This is a genomic window from Microbispora sp. H11081 (assembly GCF_012999535.1).
GTDB lineage: Bacteria > Actinomycetota > Actinomycetes > Streptosporangiales > Streptosporangiaceae > Microbispora.
Genome location: NZ_JABBWV010000012.1, coordinates 76,099 through 97,399, shown reverse-complemented (window position 1 = coordinate 97,399; position 21,301 = coordinate 76,099). Strand labels below are relative to the sequence as shown.

The following is a 21,301-nucleotide window of genomic DNA, read 5'->3' as shown; positions in this document are numbered from 1 at the left end:
ACGGGGTCTCACGGCCCATCGACTCCAGTGCCCGCCCCGGCTGCCCGGGGGCGGGCACTGGCGCGTTTCCGGTCCCGCGCCCCCGGCGCCGGGCCTTCCCTTCTCTCGGGCGACCTTCTCTGGCGACGGCCCTCGATCGGCGATTGACGGAAAAACCTGTATTACCTACTGTGTTTATAGGTTTGCGGTCGTCAGCTCGTCGGGCCGAGACGTCAGGAGTCCCCGTGACCAAGCAGATCCATCTCGCCGCGCACTTCCCCGGCGTGAACAACACGACGGTCTGGTCCGACCCCGCGTCGGGCAGCCAGATCGACTTCGACTCGTTCCGCCATCTGGCCCAGACGGCCGAGCGCGGGAAGTTCGACTTCTTCTTCCTCGCGGAGGGACTGCGGCTGCGCGAGGCGAAGGGGCGCATCCACGACCTGGACGTCGTGGGACGCCCCGAGTCGCTCACGGTCCTGTCCGCCCTGGCCGCCGTCACCACGCACCTGGGGCTCGCCGCGACCGTCAACTCCACCTTCAACGAGCCGTACGAGGTGGCGCGACGGCTCGCCACGCTCGACCACCTGAGCGGCGGCCGGGCCGCGTGGAACGTGGTGACCAGCTTCGACGCCTTCACCGGGGAGAACTTCCGCCGGGGCGGCTTCCTCGACGAGGCCGACCGCTACACCCGGGCGGAGGAGTTCCTGCGCACCGCGAGGGAGCTGTGGGACTCGTGGGCGCCCGACGCGGTGGCCGCGGACCCGGCGTCGGGGTGGTTCCTCCGGCCCGGCGGCGTCACTCCCTTCCGGCACCAGGGCCGGCACTTCGACATCTCAGGGCTGTTCAGCACGCCACGCGGACCGCAGGGCCATCCGGTGATCATCCAGGCCGGCGACTCCGACGAGGGCAGGGAGTTCGCCGCGTCGTCGGCCGACGTGATCTTCAGCAGGCACAGCAAGCTGGACGAGGGCCGCGCCTTCTACCGGGACGTCAAGCGCAGACTCGCCGCCTACGGACGGCGGCCCGAGGACCTGAAGATCCTCCCCGCGGTGACGTACGTGCTCGGCGACACCGACGCCGAGGCCCGCGAACGGGCCGTGGAGATCCGGCGCGCGCAGGTCAGCCCGCAGACCGCCATCTACTTCCTGGAGGCCGTGTGGGGCCGCGACCTGTCGGGATACGACCCCGACGGCCCGCTGCCCGACGTCGAGCCCGACCTGGACGAGGGCGTCGCCAAGGGACACGCGGCGTTCCGCCGCGACCGCGGCGAACTGGTGGCCAAGTGGCGTGCCCTCGCCGCGGAGAAGAACCTGTCGATCAGGGAACTGGCCATCGAGGTCTCCGCACCGCAGACCTTCATCGGCACGCCGCGCGCGGTGGCCGACGAGATCGACCACTTCGTGCAGACCGACGCGGCCGACGGCTTCATCTTCGTGCCGCACCTGACCCCCGGCGGGCTGGACGACCTGGTCGACAAGGTGGTCCCCCTGCTGCAGGAGAAGGGCGTGTTCCGGGCCGACTACACCGGGCCCACGCTCCGCGACCACCTCGGCCTGTCCCCCCGCACCCCGAACCGTACCGAGGAGAACCGATGACGCTGCATCTCGCCGTCGCGCTGGACGGAGCCGGCTGGCACCCGGCCGCGTGGCGCGCCGAGGGCGCCCGGCCCGACCGGTTGTTCACCCCCGGCTACTGGGCCGATCTCGTCGTGGAGGCGGAGCGCGGCCTGCTCGACTTCGTCACCTTCGAAGACGCGCTCGGCCTCCAGTCGTCCCGTCCCGGCGAACCCGACGAGCGCCTCGACCAGGTGCGCGGACGGCTCGACGCGGTGCTGATCGCCTCGCGGGTCGCCCCGCTCACCTCGCGCATCGGTCTCGTCCCGACCGCCGGCACGACCCACACCGAGCCGTTCCACGTCGCCATCGGCATCGCCTCGCTCGACCACGTCAGCCGCGGCAGGGCCGGGTGGCGGCCCCAGGTCTTCGCCCGCCCTGACCAGGTCGCCCACTTCGGCCGCCGCCCGCCGTTCCCCGCCCTGGACCGCTCCCCCGACCGGGATCCCGCCCTCCTCGATCACCTGCGGAACCTGTTCGGCGAGGCCGCCGACGTGGTCGAGGTGATCCGCCGGCTGTGGGACAGCTGGGAGGACGACGCCGAGATCCGCGACGTGGCGACCGGCCGTTTCATCGACCGCGACAAGCTGCACTACATCGACTTCAGCGGCGACTGGTTCAGTGTGAAGGGCCCCTCGATCACGCCGCGCTCCCCCCAGGGCCAGCCGCTGGTCACGTCCCTCGCGCACAGCGAGCTGCCGTACGAGTTCGCGGCGAAGGCGTCCGACGTCGTGTACGTCACGCCGCGCGACCGGGAGGACGCCGCGGCGATCGTCGAGAGCGTCCGGGCGGCGGAGGCCGCCGCCGGCCGCACCGAGCCGCCCCTGCGGATCTTCGCGGACCTGGTGGTCTTCCTCGACGCCCACGACGCGGCCGGCCGCAAGGCGCGGCTGGACGACCTCGACGGCGCCGAACTCGAATCGGACGCCCACGTCTTCACCGGCACCCCGGAGGAACTCGCCGCGCTGCTGCTCAACTGGCGCGACGCCGGGCTGGCGGGATTCCGCCTCAGGCCGGGCGTGCTGCCCCACGATCTGGCCGCGATCACCCGCGGCCTGGTGCCCGAGCTGCAGGCGGCGGGCGCGTTCAGGACCGCGTACGACACCGGGGACCTGCGCGGCCGGCTCGGCCTCGCCCGTCCCGCCAGCCGCTACGCGAAGGCGTCATGAGCGCCGCGTCCAGCACGATCAGGCTGTTCACCGCGGTGACCACGCTGAGCCTGCTCGACCCGGTCCGTCCGGGAGCGGTGGGAGCACCACGGCCACGACCCGGCCGACGGGCTGACCGGCGCGCAGCACCGGGCGTCGCTCGAACTGTTCGATAGCGGCATCGCCCCCGTCCTGCGCAAGGAGATGCCCAGCAGGCCGTTCCCCACCGGAGGTCCGTCATGACCCGCCTGTCCGTCCTCGACCTCGCCCCCATCCCGTCCGGCGGCACCGCCAGGGACGCCCTGCGCAACACCGTCGACCTCGCCCGCCGGGCGGAGGACGCCGGATACCACCGCTACTGGCTGGCCGAGCACCACCTCACCCCAGGCGTGGCGAGCGCCGCGCCGGCGGTGCTCATCGGCGCGGTGGCCGCGGCCACCCGGCGGATCCGGGTCGGCTCCGGCGCGGTCCAGCTCGGTCACCAGACCCCGCTGACCGTCGTGGAGCAGTTCGGCACGCTCGACGCTCTCCATCCCGGCCGCATCGATCTGGGGATCGGCCGCTCCGGGCAGCGCGCCCGCGAGTTGCGCGAGGCCCCGCCCGAGCCGGCCGCCCCCGCGGCGGCGCGTACGGTCAAGGGCCTGCTGATCCCGCCGCCGTTCTCGTTCACCCCGGCAATCACGCAGGCGCCGATCTTCGCGCTGGCACTGGCGCTGCTGCAGCAGCCGGGAGCCCAGAGCCCCGACTTCGCCGAGCAGGTCGACGACATCGTCGCGTTCCTCTCCGGGAGCTACCGCTCCGACGACGGCCACGAGGCGCACGCCCAGCCCGGGGAGGGCGCCGAGCTGGAGCTGTGGGTCCTGGGCAGCAGCGGGGGCCAGAGCGCGCAGGTCGCGGCCGAGCGCGGGCTGCCGTTCGCGGCGAACTACCACGTGAGCCCGGCCACCGTGCTGGAGGCGGTGGACGCCTACCGCGACGCTTTCAAGCCCTCGCAGGCGTATCTCGCCCCCCACGTCATGGTGTCCGCCGACGTCCTGGTCGCCCCCACCGAGGAGGAGGCCCGCCGCATCGGCGAGCCGTACGGGCTGTGGGTGAGGAGCATCCGCACCGGCGCGGGTGCGATGAAGTACCCCTCTCCGGAGGAGGCGTCCGCGCACGAGTGGACCGAGGACGACAGGGCCCTCGTCGCGGACCGGCTGGACACCCGGTTCGCGGGCACGCCCGAAAAGGTGGTGGAGGGGCTGCGGGTGCTGAAGGAGGCGACCGGGGCCGACGAACTCCTCGTCACCACGATCGCGTACGACCACGCGGACCGAGTCCGGTCCCAGGACCTGCTCGCGGAGGCGTGGGCGGACGCCGGCGTCTGACGGACATCGCACCGCAGCGAAAGGCCTGGGCGGTTCGGACCACGCCGGGGAGCCCGCAGGCCCGTCGGCACGCGCCGGTGCGGCCCCAGAGCGGGAGGGTGACCCCCTGGGACAACTCTGTCACGCGTGCTTCCCCGTGAGCGCCTCGCGTCCGTGCGGCTCGTCCCAGTCGGCCTCGTGCGGCTCGACCGCGATCCGCGCCGTGCCCTCGCCCTGCCGCGCGGGCCTGGCGCCGAGCCGGAAGGCGGCGAAGTCGGTGGTCTCGCGGAACGCCGGGATCCGGTAGAGGTCGCGGGCGTACGCCCAGAGGTGGCGGTAGGAGGTCAGCGGGCGTTCGGTGATCCCGGCGAGTGGATTGTGCAGCAGGTCGTATCTGACCAGGACCACCCAGAGCTGCACGTCGGACTCGGTGAGGCGGTCCCCGAACAGGTACCTCCGGCCGGCCAGGCGGGCGTCGAGGCGGTCCAGCGCGGCGGCCACCCCGGCGCGCCGCCGCTCGTACTCCTCCTGGGTGGCGGCCCTGGCGACCAGGTGCACGCCCTGGCTCAGGTCGCGCGCGATCTCCTCGTCCAGGGCCTCGATCGCGTCGCGCAGGTCCGCGGGGTAGAGGTCCTCGGTCGCCCATTCGGCGAACGCGGTGCCGAGGTCGACGGGGATCCGCGCGAAGTCGTTGCTGACGATCCGTTTCGTCCGCCGGTCCCACAGCACCGGCACCGAGATGTGGCCGGGATAACCGGGCTCGGTGGCGTCGTACGCCTCGGCGAGCAGCGTGAAACCGTTGACCGGGTCGGGCCCGCGCCTCTCCCGGAACGCCCAGCCGCGCGCGTCGCGGTCGTCGTCGACGTAGGACACCGACACGACGTCCCGCAGCCCGGCCAGGTCGCGCACGATGACGGCGCGCTGCGCCCACGGGCACGTGTACGAGGCGTAGAGGTGGTAGCGGCCGGGCTCGGCGGGGTGGCCGCCGTCGGCGGCGATCCTGCCCCCGAAGGGATAGAGGGGTCCCGGCCGGTCGGTCCTGCCCGGCCCGTACGGGCCGTGGGCGGCGACGTCGGCGGGACTCGCGTACGCGGGCGCCTGAGTGGTCATGGGACCTCCTTGCGGTCATGAGCCGGATGGTGAGCCGAGTGGTGCGCCCGGTGACGGAGCGAGTGGTCGGCCGGGGTCACCCGAGGATCCGGGCCGCGCCGAACCCGGCGGGCAGTTCGCCGCCGGTCGCGAAGCGGCCGGGCCCGAAAGCGGCGAGGCGGGGATCGGGGTCGTCCAGGAGCATCCGGGCGACGTGGTCGCCCCAGGCGGGCGCGAGCTTGAAGCCGTGCCCGCTGGTGCCCGCGTCGACGAACAGGTGCTCACCGGCCCGGCCGACGACCGGCTGCCAGTCGGGGCTCACGTCGTAGAGCGAGGCCCAGCCGCCGGCCACCGTGGCGCGGCGGCGCGCCGCGGAGCGGGCGGCGGAGGCCGCGGCGAGCCGGTTCAGCTCGCCGGCGAGCGGGCCGGGGAAGTCGTCGGGGTCGGCGGCGGAGGCCGGGACGACCCCGCCGGTGAGGTACTGGGTGCGGGGCTGCGGGGTCGTGTAGTAGCCGCCAGGAATGTCGATCAGGACGTGCGGCACGATCTCGGCACCGTCGGCGGGGTCGTGCTCGGACACGGCGACGACGTGCCGTTCCACGGTCAGCGGCAGGTACACGCCGAGCGGCCACAGCAGCGGCGCGGTCCACGGCCCGGCCGCCACGAGCAGCCGTCCGGCCCGGTGCACCGCGCCGTCGGACGTGGTCACCGCCGCCCCGCGGGGCTCCTCGGCGAGCGCGACGACCGGCCTGTGTGTGTGGAACACCGCACCGTGGCGCCGCGCCGCCGCGGCCAGCCCGGTCGTCGTCGCGTACGGGTCCGCGTAGCCGGCGTCGGCCTCCCAGACCGCGACGGCGACGCCGTCCAGGTCCAGGTGGGGCAGGCGGGCGGGCAGCGCGTCGGCGGCGACCAGCTCGCTGGTGACCCCGAGCGAGCCGAGCCGCGCGGCGGTCTCGGCGGCCGCGGCGACGTCGCCGGGGCCGTGCAGGTAGAACGCCCCGGTCCGGTGGAACCCCGACTGGTGCCCGCCGGTGTGCTCCTCGAACCGGGCGAGGAACGCGATGCCGTCCCGCGCCGTCTCTGCCAGGAAGGGATCGGTGTAGTAGGCCCGGCAGATGCCGCCCGACCTCCCGGTGGGGCCGCCAGCGACCGGCCCCTTGTCGAACACGGCCACGGACACGCCGCGCCTGGCCAGGTGGAAGGCCGCGGCCGTGCCGTGCACCCCGGCCCCGACGATCCCCACGTCGTACGTCATGCGACGGCCTCCCCATCCCACAGGGAGCCGAGCGCGGCGGTGACTGATCGGACGCCTGGGGACATCGGATGGCCAGCCTTTCGGTGTTCCGTGCCGGTGGTTCTAGACGAGGCGGCCGGGGTGCGGCTCGCCCGCCACCGCGGTCACCTGCGGAGCGACCCGGTCCGCCCAGTCGGTGAGGATCCGGTCGAGCTCGGGGATCTCGGCCTCGAGCAGCGCCAGTCCGGGAGTCGGCACGAACGCCCCCAGCTCGACCAGCAGAGGGCGCAGGTGCAGTTCGACGGCCAGTGCGTGCCGGGGGGCGCCCATGACCATCAGCGGCAGCGCCACCGTCCCGGCCAGTGCGCCGCCGGGGAGCCGGTCGAGGAACGCCTTGAGCAGGCCGGTGTAGGTGGCCTTGTACGTGGGGCTGGCCACCACGAGCACCCGCGCGCCCGCCGCCAGTTCCAGCGCGACCTCCACTGTGGGTGAGGGGCCGGCGGTGAACAGGTGCGGGCCGATCGCGGACAGGTCCACGACCTCGGGCGGCGCGTCGTGCCCGATGCGGCGCCCCAGCGCCTCGGCCGCCGCCACCGCCGCGAGGTGCGTTCTGGAACCGCCCCGCGGGTTGCCGACCAGCGCCACGACAGGGCTCATGACGCCACCTCCCTGTCCCGCGCGCCCGCGGTGGGGCGGGCGGGTGCGGTAGGCGGCTTTTCACGGAATGTGCGGGTGGTCACGGGATGTCCTCCAAGTGGCGACGACGCTCGGCGTGGAGCGGACGCGGGTTCACGAGTGGGCGATGAAGCGGCCGAACCGGCCCTGGTGGTACAGCAGCGGGCGTCCCTGCGCACGCACCTCGGCCCGGGTGACCAGGCCCACGACGAGGACGTGGTCGCCCACGCCGACCCGCTCGTACGGCAGGCAGATCAGGTGGGCGGAGACGTCCTCCAGCAGCGGCGCCCCGAGCGGCCCCGGCCGCCACCGGGTGGGCTCGGCGAACCGGTCGATGCCCTTGCGCGCGAAGCGGGCTGCGAGGTCGGCCTGGTCGCTGGCGAGGACGTTGACGGCGAAGTGGTCCGCCGCACGGAGGGACGGCCAGGTGGTGGACGCCTGGTCCACGTAGAAGGAGACGAGGGGCGGGTCGAGGCTGACGGAGGAGAACGAGGTGGCGGTCAGCCCCACCGGCACTCCCCCGCTCCGCGCGGTGATGACGACGACTCCCGCCGCGTGCACCGCGAGGGCCCGCTTGTAGTCGTCGCCGCCGAGGGCGGGGCCGAGCAGAGTCTCCGTCATGGCGAACCTCCGGTTGGTCGCGGCTGTTCTGGGGGCGATCGCGCGGGCCGGCGGCGTCACGGCACGCGGGATCGGGGATGTGATGGCGGCGGGGCCGGGCGTGAGAGGGTCACCGCCCGGTCCGGGAGGGGGCGCCGCCGAGTCCGGCGGCGGCCCCCATCGGCACGGATACGACGGAAGTTCCACAGTCATGGACACTGCGCGCTTGCGACGTGGCCGTAGTCCACGCTCGTACGCCGGGTCAGACGAACGCCCTGGCTCATACCGCAAACGTACGATCGGACAGGGCAAAAGTCAATATTTCCTACCAGCTATACATAAAATTACCCGCGAGCCCTCGGTCAGGTCACGACGACGGGGTGGCGCACCACCGCGTCGAAGGCGTAGCCGAGGGCGTTGCGGGCCGCCGTGCCGGGCTGCACGGCCCCCGTCTCGTCGGTGGCCCGCGCGAGCAGCCGCAGGCCGCCCGGCTCCCGGGGCGTCCACGGGAAGGCCCACCGGACCCAGCCACGCGGGTGCCGGTCGTCGCGGAGGCGGACGGGCCGCCACGACACGCCCTCGTCGTCGCTGACCTCGACCCGGACCACCCGGCCGCGGCCCGACCACGAACGGCCGCGCAGCAGATGCTCGCGCCCGGCCTCGAAGCGGGCGGGCCAGGGGAGCTCGAAGGCGCTCTTGACCCCCACGGTGGTCAGCGGCGGCCCGCCGCCGGGCGGGTGGCCGGGGCCGTGCATCCGGTACAGCCGGGTGCTCCAGGGCGACTCGAGCGGCTCCGCCGAGACCTCGATGTCCCCCAGCCACTTGATCGAGGCGACCCCCACCCACCCCGGCACCACGAGCCGCGCCGGATGTCCGTGGTCGGGCGGCAGCGGCCGCCCGTTCATCTCGTAGGCCACCAGCACGTCGTCCAGCGCCTTGGCCACCGGCAGCGGGCGGCGCACCCTCCCCAGGTTCTCCCCCGCCTCCACGTAGTCGTCGTCGAGCCCGCGCGGCATCAGCGCGACCGCCCTGTCGCTCATCCCGGCCCGGCGCAGGAGCGTCGCGAGCCGTACGCCGCGCCAGCGCGCGACGCCCACCGCGCCCAGCCGCCAGGGCGTGCCCGGCGCCTCCTCGCCCTGCTGCTCGCCGTACAGGCGGCGGCCGTTGCCCGCGCACTCGATGAACGCGGTCACCGTCTCGGCCGGCATGCCGAGGATGTCCCGGTAGGTGTAGGAGACCGGCCCGCCGTCCAGCCCGTCACCCCACAGGGTGAGGCGCCAGGCCGCCGCGTCGATCAGCGGTGTGGTCGTGTGGTTGCGGACGAAGAACAGCCCGTCCGGCGTCAGATAGCCGGCACCGCGCAGCGCCTCCCATCGGGTCTCCGCGTTCGTGCCGTGCACGGCGAACAGGCGTGGCGGCAGGGGTTTGCGGATGCCGGGCCGCGTGTGCGGCGCGGCGGGCGCCGCTCGGCGGGGCTCCCCGCCGTACGGCACCGTGGTGGACCGTGTGTCCATGCGCCCTCCTCACCTGGGATGTCAGCCGGCCGGCCTCCGCAGGGCGACGGCCGGCGTCGGAATGGGCGGAAACGGGTTGTCGGGCAGCAGGATCACGCGGCGCGGCCGGTCCGCCTGCCCCGCGGCGTCGAGATGCAGCAGGGCCGCCCCGATCCCCGCCGCTCCGGTCAGGTAGCCGGTGTCGGCCGACACCTCGCCGGGACGGTGCCGCCGGTACGCCTGGTACCAGCGGTAGCCCCTGCCGTCGTAGCCGGTCGCCCGGCCGATCAGGTGGTCGGCGAGCCTGCGGGCGAACTCCAGGTGCTCCTGCTCCCCCGTCGCCGCCCATAACCCCACGAACAGCTCGATCAGCCCCGCGGTGCCGCAGCACTGGCAGGCGACGTTCCACATCCCCGCCGTCTGCCGGAAGGGCGCGCCGGACTCCCTGACGCCCCTGGCCAGCCGATTCACCCACTCCAGGTCGTCGCCGTCGCCGGTCACCCGATGCAGCTCGTAGAACATGCGGGCGATCCCGGCGGATCCCGAGCAGTAGCCCAGATGGTCGGTGACCAGCACGCCGCGCCCGCTCGCTACACCCGCGGCCCGGACGAGGCCCGCGCCCCGGCGCGCCGCGTCGAGGAACGACTCCTCACCCGTCGCGCCGTAGAGGTGGGCGAGGAGGAACGCCGTCCCCGCCGTACCCGCGAGAAAGCCGGGCAGGGCCGCCTCCGCGGGCAGCGCCGGGCACGCCGCGGGCCGCTCGCGGGCGATGGTCAGCCGGGCGATCCGCCGTCCCGCCTCGATCGCCATCTCCTCGTAGGCCGGCACGCCCAGCGCCGCCGCGGCGCGCAGCAACCCCAGGACGACGCCGCCGTCGCCGCGCGGGGTGGGATCCCCCGACCAGCCGATCCCGCCGTCGTCCATCGCGCGGGCGCTCCTGACGATCGTGTCGGCGGCCGCGATCGCCGCGGCCTCGAACCGCTCCTCTCCGAGCACCCAGCCGGCCTCGCTCAGCGCGAGGACGACGCCTGCCAGGCCGTGGTGGAGCGACACGTCCGACTGCCGCCGCCAGGTCGCCGCGAGGCGGCGGGCGCCCGCGCGGGCGTCCTCCAGGTAGGCCTCGTGCCCGGTGCCCGCGGCGAGTTCCAGGAAGAACAGCACGATCCCGGCCGCTCCGGAATGGAGGGACGCCGGGTGGAGTGACGCCGGCCCGCCCCGCGCCGCAGGCCCGCCGTACGGGTCTGGGTTGGCCCGCCATCGTCTCCCGTGCTCGTCGTCGACGGCGGCTCGACGGATCCATCGTCCCGCCATGATCGCGGCCGTCAGCGGCGTGTCCGCACGCTCAGCGGAGGAGCGGGTCGGGTCCGGTCCCATGGTCCCTAGTATCCAACAAACCTGGTAGGTAATAGCAAGTATTGGGCTCCACCGATTTCCCTGCAATCCCTATTGACTTGATAGGTATTTTGGTCTCACAGTCGAGCCGGAACACTCGCACTCCCGAGAAAGGCGTCCGGCGTGAGCGACGAACAACACCCCCCGACCGTCGGCGAGCACACCCGTGCCGCGATCAACGAGGACTGGGCCGCCACCATCGTCGGCCTCGTCCTCCTCGTGCTGGTCATCACCGGCGTGATCCCGACGGGGCTGGTGCCGTGACGAGCGGCGAGGCGGCCGCCCCCGCCACCACGAGCGACACCACGAGCGACACCGCTAGCGCCACCACGAGGACCGCGGCCTGGCAGTGGCCCACCCTGGGCGTCCTCGTCGTCCTCGCACTCGCCGCGGGCACCAGGGCCCTGGAGAAGAACGTGCCCGAGTGGTTCGCGGGCTCCGACCTGGCGAAGGCGATCGAGTATCCCGTCTACGCGATCGCCCTCGGCCTGCTGGGCAACGCCGTCCTCACCGCGACCGGGCTGCGCGACCGCCTGTCGGGCGGCTTCCGCACCGAGTTCTTCATCAAGACCGGCCTCGTGCTCCTCGGAGCGTCCATCAACCTGAAGGTCATCGTCACCGCGGCCGGCCCCGCCGTGCTCCAGGGCATCGTGCTGATCAGCGCGGTGTTCCTGTTCACCTGGTGGCTCGGCGGCCGCCTCGGGCTGGACGACAAGCTGCGGGCGCTGCTGTCGGCCGCCGTGTCCATCTGCGGGGTCAGCGCCGCCATCGCGGCGGCGGGAGCCGTACAGGCCAGGCGCGAGCAACTCGCCTACAGCGCGAGCCTGGTGATCGCGTTCGCCCTGCCGTCCATCTTCGTGCTCCCCGCGCTGGCCTCCGCCTTCGGCCTGAGCCCGGAGGTGGCGGGCGCATGGATCGGCGGCAACATCGACACGACGGCCGCGGTGACCGCCGCGGGCGCCCTCGCAGGCGAGAACGCGCTGGCGGTCGCGACCATCGTCAAGGTCACGCAGAACGCCCTGATCGGTGTCGTGGTGGTCGCGCTGACCGCGTGGTTCGCCTTCCGGATCGAGCGCCGCCCCGGCGCCGAGCGGCCCGGCGCAGGCGAGCTGTGGCGGCGGTTCCCCAAGTTCGTGCTCGGCTTCGTCGCGGCCTCGGTGCTGGCCACCTGGTATCTGTCCACCGTCGGCTCGGCCGAGGGCAAGGCGGTCATCGGCGTCGCCAACGACCTGCGCACCTGGTTCCTCATCCTGGCCTTCGTCAGCATCGGCCTGGAGTTCCGGGTGGCCTCGCTCAAGGAGGCCGGCTGGCGTCCCGTCACCGTCTTCGCCGCCGCCACCGTGGTCAACGTGCTGCTGGCCCTGGGCCTCGCCGTGCTCCTGTTCAGCGGCTTCACCGTCGCCACCTGAACGCGCCTTGCTCGCACCGGCCCGGGCCGGCCCGCCCGGCGAAGCGTCAGCGTCGTGACAGGAGACGCGACAGGCCAAGGCGGCGCGGGCGGCGCCGCCGCGTTCCGGATCCGTCCTCCTCGGGCTCCTCCTCCGGGGCGGCGTCGTCGTCCGGCAGGTCGTACCAGTGCGTGTCGCCGGGGAAAGGGTCCGGGGTCGCGCCGGGCGAATCGGCGGCGTTCCCGGCCGCGAGGTCCGCGGGCGGCTGGGAGGCGGCGTCCGGAAGGGCGCCGCCTGGCGGCGGGGACAGGCGGAGATCGGCCACGGCGGCGCCCCTTCCCTCATTACCTACTCGATAGCCATGGAATTTACCACGCCTCCGGCCGCCTCCGCCCGTGCCGGGTCAGACTCCCGCCGGCACCGTCCCCGCCACGGCAGGGCCGGACCGCACGGCGTCCAGCGCCCTGCGGGCGTAGGCGCGGACGTCGGCGTCGGAGTCGCCGAGGGCGCCGTGCAGGGCCGCGGCCACCTCCGGCCGCGCCGCCCACCCCGACAGCGACAGCACGGCGGCCTTGCGCACGTCGAGGTGGGGGTCGGCCAGCGCCTTCGCCAGCGCGTCCACCGCCAGGTCCGGCGTCGCGCCGGCCAGTCCGCGTGCCGCGCCCACCCGCACCTGCCAGGCCGGGTCGGCCAGCGCCCGTACGACCGTCTCCGCGAAGCCCGGCTCGCCGTGGAGAGCCGGGCCGAGACCGGCGGACGCCTCCAGCGCCGCGGCCCTGACCAGCGGGTCCTGGTCCGCGGCGAGCCGCGCGACGGCGGGGGCGCCGTCGGCCAGGCCGACGATGCCGAGCCCTCTGGCCGCCCAGACGCGCACCTCGCGGTCCTCGTCACCGGCGGCGAGCGCCACCCGCGCCGCGTCGTCGAGCGCGACCAGCCCTCTGACCGCCTCGATCCGCACCCGCGTGTCGGCGTCCGCCAGCGCCGCCTCGAACAGACCGGCGTCACCGAGGCGCAGCGCCCGCAGGACGTCGAGCACGGCCGCGCGGACGAGCGGATCCCCCGTCCCGCCGGCGACCGCACCGCCCGCGCGCGCCCCGCCGGCCGCGGCCTCCGCTCCGCCCGCTTCGGAGTAACCGGCGACGGCGCGCAGCGCCGCGCCGAACCCGGCGGTCGCGGGCAGCACCTCGACCAGTTCCCGCAGGCCGGTCGCGGCGGCCCGCCGCACCGTGCCGTGCGGGTCGGCCAGCGCCCGGGCGAGCGCGCTCTCCACTCCCCTTGGCGCGGTCTCGGTCAGCGTCGCGACGGCCGCCCTGCGGACCTTGGGATCGGCGTCCTCCAGATAGGGGGTGATCTGGTCCAGCGTCGGCTCGCCGTCGGCCAGCCGCAGGAGTTCGAGGATGCGCGGCGAGCGCCCGATCGCCTCCACCGCGAGCCGCCCGCCCGCCCTGCGCCGCGCCGGGCCCGCCGGGCCGCCGTACGCCCCGACCAGGACGGGCTCGGCCTCGCGCGGGGTGAAGCCCTCCACGGGCACGATGTACGGCTCGACCGGGCGCTTGACGAACTCCATCGCCCCGTCGGCGTTCTTGCGCAGGTTGAGGTGGTAGAGCCACTCGTCGTCGTCGCGCTCGGGCAGGTCGGCGCGCTCGTGGTAGAGGCCCCACCTGCTCTCGGTGCGGACAAGCGAGGACCTGGCGGCCATCTCCGCGCAGTCCCTGATGAACGTCACCTCGGCGCAGCGCATCAGCTCGTGCGGGGTCCTGGCGCCCATGGCCGCGATCTCGTCACGCATCCGCTCGAACGTCTCCACCGCGATGTCCAGCTTCCTCGCGGTCTTCGGCGGGGCGACGTAGTCGTTGACGAACCGGCGCAGCTTGTACTCCACCTGCTGCTGCGGCGGGCCGTCCGGGTCGCGCAGCGGGCGGTAGACCAGCTCGTGCGCGTCGGCGATCTGGTCCTCCGGCAGGCCGTCCGGCGCGCGGTGGTGCTCGGCGGCGTGTGCCCCCGCGAGGTCGCCGAACACGAACGCCCCGATCATGTAGTTGTGCGGCACGCAGGCCAGGTCGCCCGCGGCGTACAGGCCGGGGACGGTGGTGGCGCCGTTCTCGTCCACCCAGACGCCCGAGGCCGAGTGGCCGCCGCACAGCCCGATCTCCGAGATGTGCATCTCGATGTCGTGGGTCCGGTAGTCGTGCCCGCGCCCCGCGTGGAAGGTGCCCCGGGTGGGCCGCTCCGTCGTGTGCAGGATGTTCTCCAGCGCCGTGAGCGTCTCGTCCGGCAGGTGGGTGGTCTTGAGGTAGATCGGGCCACGCGCCGACTCGATCTCCCTGGCCACCTCCGCCATCATCTGACCGGACCAGTAGTCGCAGTCGACGAACCGCTCCCCCTCGGCGTTGACCTGGTAACCGCCGAAGGGGTTGGCGACGTACGCGCAGGCGGGGCCGTTGTAGTCCTTGATGAGCGGGTTGATCTGGAAGCACTCGATGCCGCTGAGCTCCGCGCCCGCGTGGTAGGCCATCGCGTACCCGTCGCCGGCGTTGGTCGGGTTCTCGTACGTGCCGTACAGGTAGCCGCTGGCGGGCAGGCCGAGCCGGCCGCACGCGCCGGTGGCGAGGATCACCGCGCCGGCCGCGACCGTGACGAACCGGCCGGAGCGGGTGTCGAACCCGGCGACGCCGACGGCCCTGCCCCCGCTCGTCAGCACGCGGACCGGCATGACCCGGTTCTCGATCCGCACCTTCTCGCGGATGTCGCGGCGGCGCAGCACCCGGTAGAGGACCTTCTTGACGTCCTTGCCCTCCGGCATGGGCAGGACGTAGCTGCCCGACCGGTGCACCCGGCGCACCGCGTACTCGCCGTGCTCGTTCTTCTCGAACTTCACGCCGTAGCGCTCCAGCCGCCGGACCATGTCGTAGCCGCGCGTGGCCGTCTGGTGGACCGTACGCTGGTTGACCACCCCGTCGTTGGCCCTGGTGATCTCGGCGACGTAGTCCTCGGGCGTGGCCTTGCCGGGGATGACCGCGTTGTTCACGCCGTCCATGCCCATCGCCAGCGCGCCGCTGTGCCGTACGTGCGCCTTCTCCAGCAGGATCACGTCGGCTCCGCGCTCCGCGGCGGTGATCGCGGCCATGGTGCCCGCGGTGCCGCCGCCGACCACCAGGACCTCGCACTCCAGACGCGTGCGGTCGTCCAGGGAAGGGATGTCCACTTTCACAGCTCCTCGATGATGCGGGCCCGCAGCCCGGCGCGGTCGATGTCGGGGGTGCGCGGCTCCGGCACGGGCAGGACGCACGCGATGCCGCCGTGCCCGCCGCGACGTCCGAGCACGACGACCCTGTCCGCGAGCAGCAGCGCCTCGTCCACGTCGTGGGTGACGAAGACGACCGTGGCGAGGGTGCCGCGGAGCACGTCCAGCAGCAGGCGCTGCATCTCGCCCCTGGTCTGCGCGTCCAGCGCGCCGAATGGCTCGTCCATGAGCACGGCGCGCGGCGCGCCCGCCAGCGACCTGGCGAGTTGCACGCGCTGCCGCATGCCGCCGGACAGCTCTCTCGGCAGCCGGTCCTCGCAGCCGGCGAGGCCGACGCGGGCGATCCAGCTCTCGGCCGCCGCCCTGCGCTCCCGCCTCGGCACGCCACGGATGCGCAGCGGCAGTTCGACGTTGCGCCGGACCGTGCGCCAGGGCAGCAGCGCGTCGTCCTGGAAGACCATCGCCCGGGAGGACGACGGCCCGGTGACCGGCACTCCCTCGGCGAGCACCCGGCCGGCGCGCGGCGTCAGCAGCCCCGCGATCGCCCGCAGGACGGTGGACTTGCCCGATCCTGACGGCCCCACGAGCACCAGGACCTCGCCGGGGGTGATGTCGAGGCGCAGGTCGCGCAGCACGGCCTGCCGCCCGTAGCCGAGCGATACCCCGTCGAGCCGGATGGCGAGCCCGGCGTCCGCGCGTGCGGTCTCCATCGCGGGAGTGCTCATCGGGAGCTCCCTTCCGCGTCCTCGCCGACCCTGGGCAGCCACCGGGTGAGCCGCCGGCCGACCAGCTCGATGGCGGCCGAGGTGATCCAGCCGAGCAGGCCGATCGACGCCATCCCAACGAGCACCGCCGGGTAGTCGACCACCGTGTAGGCGTGCCAGGTGCGGTAGCCGACGCCGAACTCCCCGGAGATCATCTCGGCGGAGATCACGCAGATCCAGGCGACGCCCATGCCGACGGACAGCCCGCCGAAGACGCCCGGCAGCGTGCCGGGGAGCACGACGTTCCACAGCACGTGCGCACGCCCGCCGCCCATGGTGCGGACCGCGTCCTCCCACAGCGTCGGCAGCGCCCGTACGGCGTGCCGCGTGCTCACCATGATCGGGAAGAACGCCGCGGCGAACGTGATGAACACGATGCCCTGCTCGTCGCTGGGGAACACCAGGATCGCGATCGGGACGAGGGCGATCGCCGGGATCGGCCGGACGACCTCGATGGGCGGCAGCAGCAGGTCGCCTGCCCACCGGGACCGGGCCACCAGCACGCCCAGGGCGATGCCGGCGACGGCCGCCAGCGCGAACCCGGTGAGGATGCGCATCATGCTCTGGGCCAGGTCGAGGTAGTAGATCGAGGTGCCCAGCTGCCTGCCGAGCTCCGCCGCGACCTCGGCGGGCGAGGGCAGCCGGTCGAACCGCAGCCCGACGCGGGCGTCCGCGGCGGTCAGCCACTGCCACAGCCCGGCGACGACCGCCAGGGAGCCGAGCCTGACCGCCCACCGGCGCGGGCCGGCCGCCCTTCCGCTCCTGGCCGGCTCCGCCTCGGCGGCGTCCGCGGGCCCGGCGGCGGGGGCGAGCGCCGCGTCCAGCGCGGGTGTGCTCATCGCGACGCACCGCCCGCCGCGGCCTTCAGCGCCTCGTCGTAGCCGACGATCTCGGCCTTCTTGTGCTCCTTCACGTACGCCCGCGCGCCGTCCTCGGTGGTGAAGGGCTTCAACCGCTCGTTCTCGGCAGCCGACGGGTCGCGCACCCAGACCGACCTGTCCGCGAACCAGTGCGTCCCCGTGGCCGTGTCGGGCACGTACGCGGCCCGTACGGTCGTGCCGCCGGAGGTGGCGGCGGCGATCTGGCGCAGCAGGCAGGTGGGGGTGGCCGCGGGGCGGAGCGTCTTCTCCCCGGCCAGCCAGACCTCGCCGGCCTTCGCCGGGTCGTCCACGGCGATCCCGCAGGCCTCGTCGGTCCCGGTGATCCTCGCCGCGTTGGCGGTGCTCGCGGCGCCTGCGTCGTAGGAGGCGCCGTACGCCTTCCTGAGGTAGGAGTCGTTGGCGAACCGCGCCACGTCGACCTCGGCGAACTCCGTGCCGATCGACTTCAGGTACTTCTGGTCGTGGTCGAGCGCGGCCAGCAGCCGCGGCTTCAGCGTGACGTCGAACGACGCGATGCCGTCGCGGCCGTTGTAGAGGTAGACGACCTCGGCCGGCAGGCCGGTCGCCTTGGCGACCGCCTCCGCCGCCTCGACGGGATGCTCGTGCAAGTACTTCGTCACGTCGATCTGCGCCCGCAGGAACGCCTCGATCACGTCCGGGTGCTCCTGCGCGTACGCCTGCCGTACGACCACGCCGTGGAACGTCGGCACGTCGAGCGCCGAGCCGTCGTAGACGAGCCGGGCCTGGTCCTGGAAGACGAGCAGCCCCGGCCAGGCCACGAACTGGGCGTATCCCTGCACGCTGCCCGACTGCAGCGCGGACGCGCCGACCGGCGGTTGCTGGTTGACGACCTCCACGTCGGTCGCGGGGTCGAGCCCGGCCCGCTCCAGAGCCTGGACGAGCGTGCCGTGGCCGGCCGAGCCCGTGCTGGCGGAGACCTTCTCGCCCTTCAGGTCGGCCAGCGTCCGCACGTCGGACGACGGGGCCACGACCACCGAGTTCAGCCCGCCGCGCAGGTTGTAGCCGGTGACCGAGACGAGCTCGGTCCGCGCGGTGGGCGCGCCCTGGGTGCGGGAGGCGTTGATGATGAGCGGATAGTCGCCCATCGACCCGATGTCGATCTTCCCGGCCACCATCTTGGCGGTGATCGGGGCGCCGGTGTCGTAGTCCTGCCACTCGACCCGGTATCCGTCGCCGAGGCGCTTCTCGAGGTAGCCGAGGTCGCGCAGCAGCGTCCCCGCCGTCACCGTGTTGATGGTCTTCGACTGGTAGCCGATGACGACCGTCTTCCTGCCGTCGTCGGCGCCGGCGGAGACGGAGCACCCGGCCGCGGCCAGCAGCGCCACGGCGGCGATGATCTTACGCATGCGGAAGTCTCTCTATCGGAGCAGGTAGGGGATGTTCACCGTGACGGCGTCGACGGGGCACCGGTCGGCGCAGGGGCCGCAGTACCAGCACTCGTCCACGTGCATGTACGCCTTGCCGCTGACCTCGTGGATGGCCAGCGAGTCGAGCGGGCACACGTCCACGCACAGCGTGCAGCCCTCGATGCACAGCGACTCGTCGATCGTCACGGGCACGTCGGCACGGCTATTGACCAGGGTCATCGGTGTTCCTCCAAAGATGGCCACGCATGGTGAGGCGGTCGCCGCGGAACCTGACGAACTCCAGGTCGACCGGGCGGCCGTCGGACAGATGGGTGAGCCGCTCGACCATCAGCAGCGCCGTGCCGCGCGGCGCGTCGAGCACGGCCGCGGTGTGGGGGTCGGCGTTCACGGCCTCGATCGTCAGCTCGGCCACGCCGAGCGGCTGGCCCGCGATCCGTTCCAGCAGCACGAAGACGTCGTTGTGCACGAGGTCGGCGTCGAAAAGCGGCTCCCCCACCTCGCGTACGAGGTAGGTCAGGTCGAGCGAGAGCGGCAGCCCGTTGAGCCTGCGCAGCCGCTCCACGTAGACGACGTGCTCGCCCGGCGGCAGGCCGAGCCGCCCGCGGACCGCGGCCGGCGGCGGGATCGTCCCCATCGCGCGGACCTCGTTGGTCACCTCGCCGTGCTCCCTGAGGGTCTCGGCGAGGCCGAGCAGCCGGTGCAGGCCGTGCGGGTACTTCTCGGCGGCGACGGTGGTGCCGACGCCTGGGCATCGTTCGATGAGGCCCTCGTCCCGCAGCAGATCCAGGGCGTCCCTGATCGTGTTGCGGGAGGTCCCGAACTCCCGTGCGAGGGCGGACTCCAGCGGCAGATGACCATCGCCGAAGCCGCCGTGCACGACCTCCCGCCGCAGCAGGTCGGCGACCTGGCGTGCCCTGTCCGCCCGGCGCCGTCTCGCGTCCGCCAACTCCATGAGCCGTAAGCCTACTGTTCAGGTAGGAATATGCGGATAACGGGGGTGTTACGCCACCTCAGGCACGCTCGACACCGCTGTGAGCTGCGGTTTCACCGGGATGCCGCGGACAACCGCCACCCTGCGGACCGACGACGGAGCCCGTGGATCGGTCGCCCGTGGGTGATCGGGCCGCTCGACCAGGCGTACGCGATGGCGCGGGCCCGGTCGCGCAGGCCGAGCTTGTGCGTGCGCACGGCCGAGACCGCCGGTCTGCTCAATGATCAGACTCGTACGGCGGCGCCACACTAAGATCGCGTCCCGTGCTTCCGGACGGGTTATGGCGAATTATCAGGATCGGCGCAGTAGGCCTGGTCCTGGCGGCGGCGGTCGCGGGCCTGGTGCTCGGCGACTCCTGGCTCTGGGTGGCCGTCGAATGGTCGCCTCCGAGCCATGCGGGGTTCTCCGCGCGCGACGGGTTCGACACCCCGACGACGGTGGCGCTGCTCGTGGCCGCCCCGGTGAAGGCCGCCCTCCTGTGGCTGATCCTGCGCGCCCCCGCGCCGGGAGCACTGGACCGCCGGGCGAGGGCGCTGCGCCGGCTGCTGTATCTGGCGGTGGCGTACGCCCTCGTGCTGTGGTATCCGATCACGCTGCTCTCCGACGCGGTGGACGCGGCGTTCCTGCTCGCGCTATGGACCGCGATCGACGTCCTCTACCTGCTCGTCATCCGCTGGCGGTCCCGCCTCCTGCGCGCGGCGGCCGGAGCGGTCTTCGCGGTCGAACTGGTGGGCATGGCCGACGTACTGCTCGACGAACTCGACCTCCCCGAGCTCGCATCGGGCGGCATCGTGGCCGCGGCCCTCGCCCTGGGCGGAGTGGCGGCGACCCTCGTCACCCTCGCCGGGCAGCGGCGCGACGGGCGGTGGAGCCGCGGCACGCAGGCCGCCGGGTGGGCGTCGGTGGGCGTCTACGCACTGGTGATCCCGCTCAACATCTTTTTCGGAAGGATCCCCGGCGGGGGCCATGAGGCGGTGTCGATCACGATGGACGCGCTGGGGCTCGCCGTCACCGTGTGGATGGCGGCGACCGCCCGCGAACTGGCCGCGCAGGACCGCCCGGCGGTGGACCTTCCGCCCGCGCGGCGGCGCCTGCCCCGCGTCGCGGTGGCGGCCGTGGCCCTGCTGCCGGTCGTCGTCCTGATCCACCCGGAGCAGACCCCCCACCTCACCTACACCGGCTGGTCGGCGCCCTGCTTCGACCGGCCACGCTTCGGGGACCTGAAACCGGCGGAACGCGACGCCGCCTTCCTGTGCCGGGCGCGGAACACGGACGGCGGAGTGCCGCCTATGTTCCCCGAGAGCCTGTCGGACCAGGAGATCCTCGCGTACGGGCGGGTGCTGTGCCGTACGAACGATCGCGACGAGCAGAAGGCGATCCTGACGCGGGCCGGGAGCGAGCGGCCCGCCTGGGGCGTGGACCCGTGGGACCTCGTCTACGTCTGCCCGGAGATCGTCGGCGCGACCCACCCCGAACTGCTGCGGTCGACCGCGGAGGCGGAGGCGGCGAACGCCGCCTCCATCGCCGAGGAGAACGCGAAGTGCCGCGACCCGTGGCCCCGGACGAAGGGCGTCGTCCAGGCCACGGCCACCTACTTCCTGTTCGCCGACGGCGACCCCGGCTACCTGGTGTACGACCCGGGCGACGAGGCGGCCGACGAGGCGGCGGAGCAGGCGATGGACAGGATGTTCGACGAGCGTGCGCTCGTCGGGGTGGCCGGCAGCGCGGCGCTCGTCGGGCATATAGAGGACGTCATCGACCTGTGCCTCACGGTGAAGGCCTTCCGCACCCCGCCGCCCCGGCGTACGGCCGGGTGGGAACAGGTCGACGAGGTGCCGATCGTCAGCCGCAGCGGCACGCTCACCGTGCCGGAGATGAGCGAGGACGGAGAGGTGGGCGCGGGCGCCCCGATGCCGAACCTGGCGATCGCGGGGAAGGGCCGCTACCGGGTCCGTGTCTACGTGCGGCTGGGCGGCGCGGGTGAGGAGCACCTGGTCGTCGTGTTCCCCGGCGCGTCGAGGAAGAGGCTCACGCTGAAGCCCTGATCGGATGTCGGCGCCCTGTGGTGGCGCC

Annotated in this window: 19 protein-coding genes; 6 read left to right on the top strand and 13 right to left on the bottom strand. The window is 73.6% G+C overall.

All coding sequences use genetic code 11. The features are described from left to right. Positions 1-224 precede the first annotated feature (224 nt). From HHX31_RS25550 to HHX31_RS25540, 3 genes are all read left to right on the top strand, one after another. Positions 225-1,577, top strand: a complete 1,353-nt coding sequence (locus HHX31_RS25550; RefSeq protein WP_311932233.1) for an NtaA/DmoA family FMN-dependent monooxygenase — start codon at positions 225-227, stop codon at positions 1,575-1,577. Further along, positions 1,574-2,764: an LLM class flavin-dependent oxidoreductase gene (locus tag HHX31_RS25545; protein WP_169950953.1), complete on the top strand. Its 1,191-nt coding sequence runs from the start codon at positions 1,574-1,576 to the stop codon at positions 2,762-2,764. The genes HHX31_RS25550 and HHX31_RS25545 overlap by 4 nt, the downstream gene beginning before the upstream one ends. Positions 2,765-2,982: 218 nt before the next feature. After that, a complete protein-coding gene (locus tag HHX31_RS25540) occupies positions 2,983-4,110 on the top strand; it encodes an LLM class flavin-dependent oxidoreductase (RefSeq protein WP_169950951.1) in 1,128 nt (375 codons plus the stop codon). Positions 4,111-4,230: 120 nt separating this feature from the next. Here the strand turns inward: HHX31_RS25540 and HHX31_RS25535 are convergent, their stop codons facing one another. From HHX31_RS25535 to HHX31_RS25510, 6 genes are all read right to left on the bottom strand, one after another. Beyond that, positions 4,231-5,199, bottom strand: coding sequence for a glutathione S-transferase C-terminal domain-containing protein (locus HHX31_RS25535; protein WP_169950949.1), 969 nt, complete (start codon positions 5,197-5,199; stop codon positions 4,231-4,233). Between the two features lie 76 nt (positions 5,200-5,275). After that, the gene (locus HHX31_RS25530) at positions 5,276-6,433 is read right to left on the bottom strand and encodes an FAD-binding oxidoreductase (RefSeq protein WP_169950947.1); all 1,158 of its coding nucleotides are present in this window, start codon (positions 6,431-6,433) and stop codon (positions 5,276-5,278) included. A gap of 102 nt (positions 6,434-6,535) precedes the next feature. Beyond that, positions 6,536-7,069: an NADPH-dependent FMN reductase gene (locus tag HHX31_RS25525; protein WP_169950946.1), complete on the bottom strand. Its 534-nt coding sequence runs from the start codon at positions 7,067-7,069 to the stop codon at positions 6,536-6,538. Positions 7,070-7,201: 132 nt separating this feature from the next. Continuing rightward, positions 7,202-7,708, bottom strand: coding sequence for a flavin reductase family protein (locus HHX31_RS25520; protein WP_169950944.1), 507 nt, complete (start codon positions 7,706-7,708; stop codon positions 7,202-7,204). A 341-nt stretch (positions 7,709-8,049) separates the two neighbouring features. After that, on the bottom strand, positions 8,050-9,201 hold the full coding sequence (locus HHX31_RS25515; protein WP_169950942.1) for a sulfite oxidase: 1,152 nt from the start codon (positions 9,199-9,201) through the stop codon (positions 8,050-8,052). A gap of 21 nt (positions 9,202-9,222) precedes the next feature. Further along, complete coding sequence (locus HHX31_RS25510; protein WP_169950940.1) at positions 9,223-10,554, bottom strand: lanthionine synthetase LanC family protein; 1,332 nt, start codon at positions 10,552-10,554, stop codon at positions 9,223-9,225. A gap of 141 nt (positions 10,555-10,695) precedes the next feature. Between HHX31_RS25510 and HHX31_RS35805 the strand changes: the two genes are divergently transcribed. Both HHX31_RS35805 and HHX31_RS25500 read left to right on the top strand, forming a co-directional pair. Continuing rightward, positions 10,696-10,836, top strand: coding sequence for a hypothetical protein (locus HHX31_RS35805; RefSeq protein ID WP_169950938.1), 141 nt, complete (start codon positions 10,696-10,698; stop codon positions 10,834-10,836). Continuing rightward, entirely contained in the window at positions 10,833-11,981 is a 1,149-nt protein-coding gene (locus HHX31_RS25500) for a putative sulfate exporter family transporter (protein ID WP_169950936.1), read from the top strand. The genes HHX31_RS35805 and HHX31_RS25500 overlap by 4 nt, the downstream gene beginning before the upstream one ends. A gap of 46 nt (positions 11,982-12,027) precedes the next feature. On the opposite strand, the gene HHX31_RS25495 is transcribed toward HHX31_RS25500, so the two are convergent. The 7 genes from HHX31_RS25495 to HHX31_RS25465 all read right to left on the bottom strand — a co-directional run bounded on the left by HHX31_RS25495 (position 12,028) and on the right by HHX31_RS25465 (position 19,189). Further along, positions 12,028-12,285 (bottom strand): hypothetical protein, encoded by a 258-nt coding sequence (locus tag HHX31_RS25495; protein ID WP_169950934.1) that lies wholly within the window; start codon positions 12,283-12,285, stop codon positions 12,028-12,030. 78 nt (positions 12,286-12,363) lie between these two features. Then, positions 12,364-15,165 (bottom strand): fumarate reductase/succinate dehydrogenase flavoprotein subunit, encoded by a 2,802-nt coding sequence (locus HHX31_RS25490; RefSeq protein WP_169950931.1) that lies wholly within the window; start codon positions 15,163-15,165, stop codon positions 12,364-12,366. A gap of 2 nt (positions 15,166-15,167) precedes the next feature. Beyond that, positions 15,168-15,929, bottom strand: a complete 762-nt coding sequence (locus tag HHX31_RS25485; RefSeq protein WP_169950929.1) for an ABC transporter ATP-binding protein — start codon at positions 15,927-15,929, stop codon at positions 15,168-15,170. Then, entirely contained in the window at positions 15,926-16,807 is an 882-nt protein-coding gene (locus HHX31_RS25480) for an ABC transporter permease (protein ID WP_169950927.1), read from the bottom strand. The genes HHX31_RS25485 and HHX31_RS25480 overlap by 4 nt, the downstream gene beginning before the upstream one ends. Further along, positions 16,804-18,216: an ABC transporter substrate-binding protein gene (locus HHX31_RS25475; protein WP_169950925.1), complete on the bottom strand. Its 1,413-nt coding sequence runs from the start codon at positions 18,214-18,216 to the stop codon at positions 16,804-16,806. The genes HHX31_RS25480 and HHX31_RS25475 overlap by 4 nt, the downstream gene beginning before the upstream one ends. A 12-nt stretch (positions 18,217-18,228) precedes the next feature. Next, complete coding sequence (locus HHX31_RS25470) at positions 18,229-18,456, bottom strand: 4Fe-4S dicluster domain-containing protein (protein WP_169950923.1); 228 nt, start codon at positions 18,454-18,456, stop codon at positions 18,229-18,231. Continuing rightward, positions 18,440-19,189 (bottom strand): GntR family transcriptional regulator, encoded by a 750-nt coding sequence (locus HHX31_RS25465; protein WP_169950922.1) that lies wholly within the window; start codon positions 19,187-19,189, stop codon positions 18,440-18,442. Before HHX31_RS25465 ends, HHX31_RS25470 begins: the two co-directional genes overlap by 17 nt. 302 nt (positions 19,190-19,491) lie before the next feature. On the opposite strand from HHX31_RS25465, the gene HHX31_RS25460 reads away from it, so the two are divergent. After that, complete coding sequence (locus HHX31_RS25460) at positions 19,492-21,273, top strand: hypothetical protein (protein WP_169950920.1); 1,782 nt, start codon at positions 19,492-19,494, stop codon at positions 21,271-21,273. Positions 21,274-21,301 lie beyond the last annotated feature (28 nt).